Origin of the sequence: Embleya sp. NPDC050493 (assembly GCF_044458105.1) — a bacterium.
GTDB lineage: Bacteria > Actinomycetota > Actinomycetes > Streptomycetales > Streptomycetaceae > Embleya.
Genome location: NZ_JBITHP010000016.1, coordinates 64,703 through 75,718 on the forward strand (window position 1 = coordinate 64,703; position 11,016 = coordinate 75,718).

The window sequence follows — 11,016 nt, forward strand, 5'->3', positions numbered from 1 at the left end:
GATGCATCTGGTCTATCCGCTCGTCCTCGCCGTCCTGTTGTTCGGCATCGGGCTCTACGGGGTGATCGCGCGCCGCAACGCGATCCTCGTACTGATGTCGATCGAGCTGATGCTCAACGCGGTCAACATCAACCTGGTCGCGTTCGACATGTACCTGCGCGACACGCTGCACGCCGGTCAGGCGCTGACCCTGTTCGTGATCACCATCGCCGCCGCCGAGATCGGCCTGGGCCTGGCGATCGTGCTGATGGTGTTCCGCAACCGGGCCACCACCGACATCCCCGAACTGCACGAGCTCGCCGAGCACAAGGAGGGATCGGTATGACGGTCGCCGCCGCGACGGCCACCGGCCTGCCCGCGCTCGCCGCCCTGCTCGGGCTGTTCCTCGGCCGCCGGGTGCGCCCGGTCCTGATCGCCGTGCCCGCCGCCCTGGTGGCCACCGGACTCGCGATCGCCGTGGCCGTCGGCATCGGCGACGACACGCGCGAATCGGCGGTGCGGCTGACCCCCACCGGCGCCCTGGACATCACGCTGGGGCTGCGGGTGGACGGACTCGCGGCGCTGTCCGCGGTGCTGGTCACCGTGGTCGCGCTGCTGGTGCAGATCTACTCGGCCGCCTACCTGCGCGAGGATCCGCGCTACTCGTCCTACGCCGCGCTGGTGTCGCTGTTCACCGCCGCGATGTTGCTCGTCGTGTACACCGGCGACCTGATCGTGCTCCTGGTCGGCTGGGAGGTGATGGGCGTCTGCTCGTACTTCCTGATCGGCCACCACTGGGAGACCGAGGCGGCCCGCTCGGCCTCGATCAAGGCGTTCGTGGTCACCAAGTTCGGCGACGTGCCGTTCCTGATCGGCATCCTCGTGCTCGCCGCGGGCGCCGACTCGTTCCGGATCCGCGACGTGCTCGCCGCGGTGCCCGAGGGCGGCGCCGGGTGGGTCACCGCGGGCACCCTGCTGCTGCTCGGCGGCGTCGCGGGCAAGTCCGCGCAGGTGCCGCTGCAGACCTGGTTGCCGGACGCGATGGCCGGCCCGACCCCCGTGTCCGCGCTGATCCACGCGGCCACCATGGTCGCCGCCGGCGCCTACCTGGTGGCCCGCCTGTATCCGGCCTTCCTCGCCGCGCACGCGACGCTGATCGTGCTCGCGGTGCTGGCCGCGGCGACCATGATCGGCTCGGCCCTGGCCGCGCTCGCCCAGGAGGACCTCAAGCGGGTGCTCGCGTGGTCGACGGTCGGCCAGCTCGCCTACATGACCGGCGGCCTCGCGGTCGGCGGACGCGACGCGGCGGTGTTCCACCTGCTCTCGCACGGCGCGTTCAAGGCGCTGCTCTTCCTCGGCGCCGGGGTGGCCATCCACGTCGCCGGGACCGGCGCGCTGGCCGGCATGGGCGGACTGCGGCACCGCGCGCCGATCGCGTTCTGGACGATGACCGCCGGACTCGCCGCGCTCGCGGGTGTGCCGCCGTTCGCCGGCTTCTTCAGCAAGGAGGCGGTGCTCGGCGCGGCCGAGCACACCGCCGCCGGACACGGCCCGGTACCGCAGTCGGCCGGCTGGCTGGTCCTGGTGGCCGGGCTGCTCACCGCCGCGTTGACCGCGGCCTACGCGACCCGGGTGTGGCTGCGGGTGTTCCTCGGACCGGCGCGCGAGAGTGCGCCCGGCGCGGAGGTGCCCGCGCACGCGGACGCGGCGGACTACGGCAAGCCCGCGTACACGGGCGAGGCGCCCGCCGCGATGGTGTGGCCGCTGATCGTGCTCGCGGTGCCCACGGTGCTGTTCGGCTTCGTGGCCTTCCCGGGTCTGCCGCCCCTCGGCAGCGACCTGGGCTACGCCGAACTGACCCCGCAGCTGCCGACCACGGTGCTCGCGCTGGCCGCACTCGTGCTCGGAGCCGGCGTGGTCGGCGCGCTGTGGCGGCGCGACCCGGCCGGCGATCCGGCCCGGGTACTGGGTCCGCTGCGCGGCCCGGCGCTGCGCGGATTCGACGTGGACGGGCTGTACGCGGCGCTGATCCTGACTCCCGTCCGACTCGCCGCCAAGGCGAGTCGGTTCAGCGACGGCGCCGTCGTCGACACCTACGTCAAGGGCGCCGCGCAGAGCGCGTGGCTGCTCGGCGGCGGGATCCGCCGGGGCCAGAACGGCAACGCCCGGCTCTATCTGACCGGCCTGTTCGCGGGCGTGGTCGTGCTCGCCGTCGCCGTGGCGGTGGGCTCGTGACCCGCCGTCGCATGTCGCCCCCGACGCCCTCTCATGCCCAGGAGACCTTGCGGTGAGCGTCGTGCTGATCCTCGTCGTGGCCGTGCCGCTGCTCGGCGCCGCCCTGCTCCTGCTGCCCGGGATCGCGGATCGCACGGCCCGGCTGGTCGGTGTCGGCGCGAGCGCGGCGACCCTGGTCGGTGCCGTGGTGCTCGCGTGCGGTTTCGACCGCGGCCGCGGGATGCAGTTCGAGACGGACGTGTCCTGGGCGCCCTCGCTGGGCCTGCGCTTCCACCTCGGCATCGACGGCATCTCGCTGCCGCTGCTGCTGCTCACCGCGCTGCTCACGCTGCTGGTCGCCGTGCACAGCCTGTGGAACATTCCGCCCGGCGGCGACTCCCGCGCGTTCGTCGCGCTGTTCCTGCTCCTGGAGACCGGCACGCTGGGCACCTTCGCGGCGCTCGACCTGATCCTGTTCTTCCTCTTCTTCGAGGTCGTACTGGTCCCGATGTACTTCCTCATCAACCGCTGGGGGAGCCCGGGCGAACGCGGCCCGGCCTCGTACAAGTTCATCCTGTACACCCTGCTCGGCTCGGCCGTGATGCTGCTCGGCTTCCTGCTGATCCAGGCGAAGACCGGCACCTTCGACATGGTCGAACTCGCCGACCGGCACGGCGCGGGCATGTCGCACGGCGTCCAGGTGCTGGCGTTCCTGGCGATCGGCCTGGGCCTGGCGGTCAAGGTGCCGATGTGGCCGCTGCACACCTGGCTGCCGGACGCGCACACCGCCGCGCCGACGGCCGGCTCCGTGCTGCTGGCCGGCGTGCTGCTCAAGATGGGCACGTACGGCCTGATCCGGATCGCGGTGCCGATGTTGCCGGAGGGCGCCGAGACGTTCGCGCCGTACCTGGCCGCGTTCGGCGTGGTCGGCATCGTGTACGGCTCGCTGGTGTGCCTGGCGCTGCTGCGCGACCCGGACGGCGACCTCAAGCGCATCATCGCCTACTCCTCGGTGGGCCACATGGGCTTCGCCCTCCTGGGCATCGCGACGCTGACCCCGCAGGGCATCAACGGCGCGCTGTTCGTCAACATCGGCCACGGCCTGATCACCGGCCTGCTGTTCTTCCTGGCCGGCGCGGTCAAGGACCGACACGGCACCGCCCTGCTCGGCCGACTCGGCGGCGGGATGTACGGACGCACACCCCGACTCGGCGCGCTCGTCGCGTTCGGCGCGGTGGCCGGACTCGGGCTGCCCGGGCTGGCGGGCTTCTGGGGCGAACTGCTCGCGATGTACGGCGCGTACGAGCCCGCGGCCGGATTGTCCACCGGCGGCTACCGGACCTTCCTGGTCCTGGCCGGCCTGGGCACCGTGCTGACCGCGGCCTACATGCTCGGTCTGGTCCGCCGGTTGTGCATGGGCCCCGCGGGCGAGGCCCCGACAGGTCGCCCGGAGGTCGACGTGACCGGCCGCGAAGTCGTGGTGTGGACCCCGCTCGTCGCGCTGACCCTGCTCGCCGGACTGTGGCCGGCCACCGTGCTCGCGATCACCGACCCGGCCGTGCGTGCCCTCATGGGAGGCAGCTGACATGCCGTTCGACGTCCAGTCGATCGACTGGCTCGCGATCGGGCCGGTGGTCGCCGTCGCGGTCGCCGCGCTCGTGGTGCTGCTCGCGGACCTGTTCCTGGAGGGCCCGCGCAAGGCCGTGCTGCCCTGGCTCACGCTGGCCGGACTCGGCACGGCGCTGGTGCTGTTGGTGCCGCTGCGCACGGACGACTCCGAGGCGCGCGGCACGTTCTGCTCGCCTTCGGGCTGCTCGTACGTGGTCACCGACCTGACCCTGGTGCTCCAGCTGGTGCTGCTCGGCTCGGCGGTCGTGGTCGTGCTGTTGTCGATGCCGATGTTGTCGGTGCCGAGGACCGGGCCGACCGAGGGCGGCGAGGAGAGCGACGAGAGCGACGAGAGCGACGAGAGCGAGGTGCCCGGCGGCGAGTACCAGTTCCTGCTGCTGTCCTCGGTGACCGGCGCGGTCGCCCTGGCCGGCGCGCGCGACCTGCTGACCCTGGTGGTCGCCCTGGAGACGTTGTCGCTGCCCGCGTTCGCGCTGGTGGGCCTGCGTCGGGACGGCCCGGGCGGCGAGGCCGCACTGAAGTTCTTCCTGCTGTCCGTGGCCGCCACGGCGGTGATGTTGTTCGGCGTGAGCCTGGTCTACGGGAGCACCGGCAGCGTGCACCTGGCCAGGATCGCGGGCGACCTGGAGCACCTGGACCCGCGGTTGACCACGGTGGCCGCGACCGGTGCGGTGCTGACCATGGTCGGATTCGCGTTCAAGGTCGCGGCGGTGCCGTTCCACTTCTGGGTGCCGGACACCTATCGCGGCGCGCCGATCCCGGTCGCCGCCTACCTTTCCGTGGTCTCCAAGACCGCCGGATTCGCCGGACTGCTGCTGGTCGCCGGCATCGCGTTCCGGCCGTATGCGCACATCTGGGGTCCGGCGCTCGCGGTGCTCGCCGCCGTGACGATGACCGCAGGCAACGTGGCGGCACTGCGACAGACCGACGCGGTGCGCCTGTTGGCGTGGTCCTCGATCGCCCAGTCGGGTTACGTGCTGGTCCCGTTCGGGACCGCCGCCGGGCACGGCGAGGACCTGGCCGACACGCTGCCGGCGTCGGTCGCCTACCTCGCGGTGTACGCGGTGATGAACCTGGGCGCCTTCGCGGTGGTGACCCTGGTGACGCGCGAGCGCGGCGGCCTGGTCTCGGATCACCGCGCGCTGTTCCGCTCGCGTCCGGTCGGCGCCGCGGCGATGGCGTTCTTCCTGCTGTGCCTGGCCGGCATCCCGCCGGGTCTGGCCGGACTGTTCGCGAAGGTGACCGTGTTCCAGGCGGTGATCGACTCCGGCACCGGCTGGCTGGCGGTGGTGATGGCGGTCAACGTGGTGATCGCCCTGTACTACTACCTGGCCTGGACCGCGCAGCTGTTCGCGCCCGCCGCGCCGGGGTTGCCGAGCCCGTCCGGCGGCGCGTCCGGCCCGGGCGGCGGGCTCCTCGGCGCCACCCGGACACCGGCTCCGGTGGTTGCCGCGCTGGTGCTCACCGGGGCTCTCGGGGTGCTGCTCTCGGTCGCTCCCCAGGTGGTGCTGCACGTGCTCACCGTGCCGGGTCTGCTCGGCTGACCTGCGGTTCCGGTCCCGGGGCGGGGCTCGCGGCGGGGGGTTACGCCCGCTCCGGGAGGGAACTCTGCGAGGCGTTGTCCCGTTGCGAAAGAAGAGACAACGGGCAGAGGGCGACAACCCGGCGGATACCCCGCACGGGCCCGCATTGTCACCCCTGGGACGCTTGCGAGAGGACTCTGCCGTGCACGGCCAGCACAACGGACTGAAGACCGCCGTACTGCTCGGCGGCATGTCGGCGCTCATCCTGGTCGTCGGCAGCTTCTTCGGTCGGACCGGGTTGATCATCGCCCTGTTCGTGGCCCTGGCCACGAACGGCTATGCCTACTTCAACAGCGACAAGATCGCGCTGCGCTCGATGCGCGCGCGCCCGGTCAGCGAGGCGGAGAACCCCGAGCTGTACCGGATCGTGCGCGAGCTCTCCAACGACGCCCGGCAGCCGATGCCGCGCCTGTACATCTCGCCCACCGAGGCCCCCAACGCGTTCGCCACCGGCCGCAACCCGCGCAACGCGGCGGTGTGCTGCACGACCGGCATCCTGCGCATCCTGGACGCGCGCGAACTGCGCGGGGTGATCGGACACGAGCTTTCGCACGTCTACAACCGGGACATCCTGATCTCGTCGGTGGCCGGCGCGCTGGCCAGCGTGATCATGTTCCTGGTCAACTTCGCGTGGCTGATCCCGTTCGGCCGCAGCAACGACGACGAGGGTCCGGGCCTGTTCGGCATGCTGGCGATCATGATCCTGGGGCCGTTGGCGGCGAGTGTCATCCAGTTGGCGGTCAGTCGTTCGCGTGAATACCAGGCGGACGCCTCCGGGGCCCGGCTCACCGGCGACCCGATGGCGTTGGCGAGCGCGCTGCGCAAGCTGGACGCGGGCACCCAGGCGCTGCCGCTCCCGCCGGAGCCGAAGTTGCAGACCACGAGTTCGCTGATGATCGCCAACCCGTTCCGGCGCGGCGCGGGCGGGATGAGCAAGCTGTTCTCGACGCACCCGCCGATGGCGGACCGGATCGCCCGGCTCGAGGCGATGGCGGGGCACTGAGGCTCGGGATCGGTCGGGGGCGGGCGGTCCGGTTCCGGGCGGTCCGTGCGGCTCGGGTCGGCCGGCGCGTTTCGGCCCGGCGCGTGGGGAGCGGTGGGGTTCGGCCAGTTGGGTTCTGCCGTCGTCAGTCCTGCGGGGGACGTCAGCGGGCCCGGGGCGGGGTAGAACAAGTCCGTGAAAACTGTCCTGAACATCATTTGGCTCGTGTTCTCCGGCCTGTGGCTGGCCATCGGCTACGCCATCGCCGGCATCGTCTGCTTTCTGTTGTTCTTCCTCGTCGTGACCATCCCGCTGGGCATCGCGTCGTGGCGGATCGCGGTCTACGCCCTGTGGCCGTTCGGCCGCCGGGTGGAGTGGCGGCGCGACGCGGGCGCCGGGTCGATGCTCGGCAACATCCTGTGGATCGTGCTGTTCGGCTGGTGGCTGGCGCTCGCGCACCTGGTCACCGGCCTGATCCTGTGCATCACCATCATCGGCATCCCGCTGGGGCTGGCGAACTTCAAGCTCATCCCGGTCTCGCTCACCCCGCTGGGCCGGGAGATCGTCTCGACCGACGACCCGATGCACGTGGGCGTCTGAGCAGGCGGACCGGTCGACGGGCTCGCTGCCGGTCGGTCGGGGTGCCGGCCGGTCGGGATGCTCGCCGGTCGAGGTGCCGGCCGGTCGGGATCACGGCCGCTCGGGCGGCCGCTGGACCCGGACAGGCCAATCGCGTGATCTCGTACGAGGGAGACCCGAGCCAACCGCTGTAGCCGCGCTCCCGGTGTGTCGATATGTCCCGGTAGGCCCGGGTAGAGGCACTACACCCCAAACCGGGAAGCAGACCCCACACCGGGAAGCGCGGAGGTTGCCGTGGCGGCGACGGTCAGTGTCATCGTTCCGACCCGCGACCGCACGGCCCTGCTGGCCGATGCCCTGCGCAGCGTCGCCCTCCAGGGCATGCGGGACATCGAGGTCGTCGTGGTCAACGACGGCGGCGCGGACGTCGCGGGTGTGCTGCCACTGGGCGTCCGGGGGATGACCGTGCGGCTGCTCTCCTTCCCGCGCTCGCGCGGCCCGGCGGCGGCGCGCAACGCCGGCCTGGAGATCGCCACCGGGCGATTCGTCGCCTTCCTCGACGACGACGACATGTACCTGCCCGGCCACCTGGACCGGGCCCTGGCCGCGCTGGAGAGCACCGGCTCGGACGCGATCTACGCGGACTGCATCCTCAGCGGCGACCGGGCGAAGCCGGGTGAGACGCCGGGCAGCCCGTACCACTACGACTTCCCCTACGACCCGGACATGCTCTCGGTGGCCAACTTCGTACCCACCACCGCCGTGGTCGCGCGCAATCCCGCGCACACCGCGCCCGCGTCCTGGTTCCGCTTCGACCCCGAATTGCCGCTCCTGGTCGACTGGTCGTTGTGGCTGCGCCTGGTGCACGACCGGGGCTGGTCGTTCGCCCGGTTGTCCCAGCCCGGCGTGGTCTACCACCGGGAACCCGTCGACTCGCGGCTGTCCGGCGGCGCGGCGGCCCAACTCGACTCGCTGGGTCGGTACGAGGACACCTACCGCACGATCGTCGCCCGCTGGCCCGTGCCGCCCACCGGCCGCGTGGCCCGCTTTCGCCGACACGCCCTGACCATGTTCGCGATCGCCCGGGAACAACTCTCCACCGGCGCCCACCTGGCCCCGTTCGCCTACGAGGACGCCCTCCGCGTCCTGCACGCGGGCTTCACCGGCCGCCTGGAGGAGGACACCGTCCCCACCCGCCTGTCCGCAGCCCTGACCGGCGCCGACACCCAGAGCATCGACGCCTGCGGGCCACTGGTGGAGCGGGTGCAGCAGTAGGGCCCGGCGGCCCGGCGTCCGGCCGGCCGTGTGGTCGTGGGTACGCGGCCGGTCCCGGGCCAGGCCGTCCTCGGGAGCGGCGGTCGGTGGCCGCCGGTGGCCATCGCGGCCGGGCGGCGGAACGCGGCATGCGCAGCCGGGCAGCGGCATGCCCGCGGCATACATGAAGGGCACAGCGAGGACTCTCGACCACCGTCGCCGGCGATCCGTCCTCGCTGTGCCCTCGAACCCGGGTACCCCCGAGCCTGCCGCCGCCGCGCCGCCGCGCGTGACCGCAGGCCGACGGCCTCGGTCAGCGGTAGTTCACGAACTGGAGCGCGAAGTCCAGGTCCTTGCCCTTGAGCAACGCGATGACCTCCTGGAGGTCGTCCCGGTTCTTGGACGAGACCCGCAGTTCCTCGCCCTGGATCTGCGCCTTGACGCCCTTGGGCCCCTCGTCGCGGATGATCTTGGAGACCTTCTTCGCGTTCTCCTGGGAGATCCCCTCCTGGATCGACGCGAAGATCTTGTACTCCTTGCCGGACGCCTTCGGCTCACCGGCGTCGAGCGACTTGAGCGAGATGCTGCGCTTGATCAGCTTGCCCTGGAACACGTCGAGGATCGCGTTCACACGCTCCTCGGAGTTGGCGCGCATCTCGATCTGCTCGCCGGTCCAGCCGATGTGCGCGCCGACGTTCTTGAAGTCGAACCGCTGCGCGATCTCCTTCGAGGTCTGGTTCAGCGCGTTGTCGACCTCCTGACGGTCGACCTTGGACACGATGTCGAAAGAGGAGTCAGCCAAGGCTCGGAATCGCTTTCTGTGGGAACTGAGTGGGAGGGAAGGCAACCCCTCCAGCCTAGAGCGTCCCCCACGACCCCGACTCCGGCCGCGCGCCACCCACCCGATCGGATACCGAGTGGCGAAGCACCCCGGGTGGTCCGCTATTGTTGTCCCGTCGCGCCGCAAGGCGCACACGGCGGGTTGCCCGAGTGGCCAAAGGGAGCAGACTGTAAATCTGCCGGTGTATGCCTACGTTGGTTCGAACCCAACACCCGCCACACCGTGAAAGACGGCTTCCGACCAGAGGTTTTGGTCGGGGGCCGTTTTTTGTTGCGTGGACTCGGGTGTGCGGGGCGGGTGGTGGACGGCCCTCGTAGTGGAGTGGGCAAGCGGCGGGATGACGCCGACGGCGGTGCGGCAGGGTCGCCCGGCGGCGAGTCGACGCGGAGGGGTGTGCGGCGTTGGGCTTCTCGGGGTGCTTGGGGTGGGGCGGCGCCTCGTGGGTGTGTCCCGGGGCGTGGGAGGTTGCGGGTCGTCGGGCCGCGGATCCGGTGCGTCCGACCGGTCGGCCAGGATGGGACCACGACTGTCGGCGGATGTACGGGGGAGCGGATGAGCGTGAGCGGTGACGACGAACCGGTATCGCAGGAGCTGATCGACTATTGCGCGACCCTGCCGGGAGTACTGGTGGGCGCCTCGGTGCTGCTGCGGGATCGGCACGGCGGGCTCGTGGTGGTGGAGCCCAACTACAAGCCCGGCCTGGACCTGCCCGGCGGGATGGCCGAGCCGGGGGAGGCCCCGCACGAGGCCGCCGGACGCGAGCTGCGGGAGGAGCTGGGCCTCGAACTCACCGTCGGCCGGCTGCTCGCGGTGTCCGCGACGACGTCCGGGACGTGCGGGCGGGTCGTACTGGATTTCCTCTTCGACGGGCCGACGCTGACCGACGAGCAGGTCGCGGCGCTGGCCCCGGCCGATGCGGAACTGGACGCGGTGTACGTGCTCACCCCCGACCAGGCGCTGCCGCGCTTCCCGGGGCGGACTCGGCGGCGGGTCTCGGTGGCGTTGGAGGCGTACGCGTCGGGGGCCTGTCTGTACATGGTCGACGGGCGTGAGTACCGGCCGGCGAAGAAGCGGGTGTGGCACGAGGACGAGCCGATTCCGGTCGGCACTCCGGTGGGTCGGGCGGCGGGGTGGCTGTTCGATCCCGAGGGGCGGGTCCTGCTGGTCGGTGACCCGGACGGCGGGTACGCGCTGCCCGGCGGCGGCGCGGAGCCCGAGGACGCGGACGCCCTGGCGACGCTGACGCGCGAGGTCGCGGAGGAGGCCAACGCGGTGCTCGGGAAGACCACCCACGTGGGCTATCTGTCCGACCCGGACGGCGGCGACGTCAGGTCCCGCAGCGCCGCGCGGATCGCCGCACTCGGCCCGCTTGCCCCCGACCCGGCCACGGGCTGGTCGTGGAGCCGCGTCCTGGTCACCCCGCGCCGGGCCGCCGAGCTCCTCGGCGACGGCTACCAAGCGCGTCTGACGCAGGCACTCGCCGCCCAGCGGATCGCCCACGAACGCCTCGGCGTCCCGATCCTCGACGACGACAGCCGAGTCGACGTTCCCCCGGAAGGCGTCACCTTCGAGTAGCCGAGCGAGCCCCGACCATACGGCGGCCGACACGCGATGGGAGCCGGACCGATCCACCCCGGCCCGAAGGGGGCACCCCCGAAGCCGCCGAGCCCACCACAACGGACGGCCCCGAATCCGCGAGGTCCCGGAAGCGGGGGCCGGCGGCCGAGCCCCACGAGCCCGGCCGCCGCGTGCGGTGCGCGAGCCCGGTGGCCCGAGGACCGAACCGGTCACCTCGGACGGAGTGCGCGTTCGCCGCCCGGGACGGCCGGCCGGGCGACGGCGCCCAGCCGCGCGGCGTGTGGCCCGGTCCGGCGTCGGCCGCTCGCGCTTCGTGGGGGCGAGCAGCACAACCGGACTCGCCGACCGCCCCCATGACGGCGAGCCCTACCCGCGCT

Annotated in this window: 9 protein-coding genes and 1 tRNA gene; 9 read left to right on the forward strand and 1 reads right to left on the reverse strand. The window is 72.1% G+C overall.

Annotated elements, in window-relative coordinates; genetic code table 11:
* The first annotated feature begins 1 nt into the window (after position 1).
* The 7 genes from nuoK to ACIBM5_RS27840 all read left to right on the forward strand — a co-directional run bounded on the left by nuoK (position 2) and on the right by ACIBM5_RS27840 (position 8,241).
* A complete protein-coding gene (gene nuoK, locus ACIBM5_RS27810) occupies positions 2-325 on the forward strand; it encodes an NADH-quinone oxidoreductase subunit NuoK (protein WP_391585432.1) in 324 nt (107 codons plus the stop codon).
* Complete coding sequence (locus ACIBM5_RS27815; RefSeq protein WP_396009389.1) at positions 316-2,214, forward strand: NADH-quinone oxidoreductase subunit L; 1,899 nt, start codon at positions 316-318, stop codon at positions 2,212-2,214. The genes nuoK and ACIBM5_RS27815 overlap by 10 nt, the downstream gene beginning before the upstream one ends.
* Before the next feature lie 52 nt (positions 2,215-2,266).
* A complete protein-coding gene (locus ACIBM5_RS27820) occupies positions 2,267-3,778 on the forward strand; it encodes a NuoM family protein (RefSeq protein ID WP_396009312.1) in 1,512 nt (503 codons plus the stop codon).
* 1 nt (position 3,779) lies between these two features.
* Positions 3,780-5,366 carry an NADH-quinone oxidoreductase subunit N gene (locus ACIBM5_RS27825; protein WP_396009313.1) on the forward strand — a complete coding sequence of 529 codons (1,587 nt, stop codon included), beginning with the start codon at positions 3,780-3,782 and terminating at the stop codon, positions 5,364-5,366.
* A gap of 181 nt (positions 5,367-5,547) precedes the next feature.
* Positions 5,548-6,408 carry a zinc metalloprotease HtpX gene (htpX, locus tag ACIBM5_RS27830; protein ID WP_391585429.1) on the forward strand — a complete coding sequence of 287 codons (861 nt, stop codon included), beginning with the start codon at positions 5,548-5,550 and terminating at the stop codon, positions 6,406-6,408.
* Between the two features lie 174 nt (positions 6,409-6,582).
* Positions 6,583-6,987, forward strand: a complete 405-nt coding sequence (locus ACIBM5_RS27835) for a YccF domain-containing protein (protein WP_391585428.1) — start codon at positions 6,583-6,585, stop codon at positions 6,985-6,987.
* A gap of 273 nt (positions 6,988-7,260) precedes the next feature.
* On the forward strand, positions 7,261-8,241 hold the full coding sequence (locus ACIBM5_RS27840; protein WP_396009314.1) for a glycosyltransferase family 2 protein: 981 nt from the start codon (positions 7,261-7,263) through the stop codon (positions 8,239-8,241).
* Positions 8,242-8,533: 292 nt separating this feature from the next.
* Here ACIBM5_RS27840 and ACIBM5_RS27845 read toward each other — a convergent pair whose 3' ends face one another.
* Entirely contained in the window at positions 8,534-9,022 is a 489-nt protein-coding gene (locus ACIBM5_RS27845) for a YajQ family cyclic di-GMP-binding protein (RefSeq protein ID WP_026217952.1), read from the reverse strand.
* Positions 9,023-9,196: 174 nt separating this feature from the next.
* On the opposite strand from ACIBM5_RS27845, the gene ACIBM5_RS27850 reads away from it, so the two are divergent.
* Both ACIBM5_RS27850 and ACIBM5_RS27855 read left to right on the forward strand, forming a co-directional pair.
* A tRNA-Tyr gene (locus ACIBM5_RS27850) sits at positions 9,197-9,279 on the forward strand.
* Positions 9,280-9,619: 340 nt separating this feature from the next.
* Complete coding sequence (locus ACIBM5_RS27855) at positions 9,620-10,636, forward strand: NUDIX hydrolase (protein ID WP_396009315.1); 1,017 nt, start codon at positions 9,620-9,622, stop codon at positions 10,634-10,636.
* Positions 10,637-11,016 lie beyond the last annotated feature (380 nt).

What these genes read in the sequence shown, in the direction of transcription:
- nuoK (WP_391585432.1), top strand. Translation starts at nt 2, where the DNA reads ATGCATCTGGTCTATCCGCTCGTCCTCGCCGTCCTGTTGTTCGGCATC.
- ACIBM5_RS27825 (WP_396009313.1), top strand. Translation starts at nt 3,780, where the DNA reads ATGCCGTTCGACGTCCAGTCGATCGACTGGCTCGCGATCGGGCCGGTG.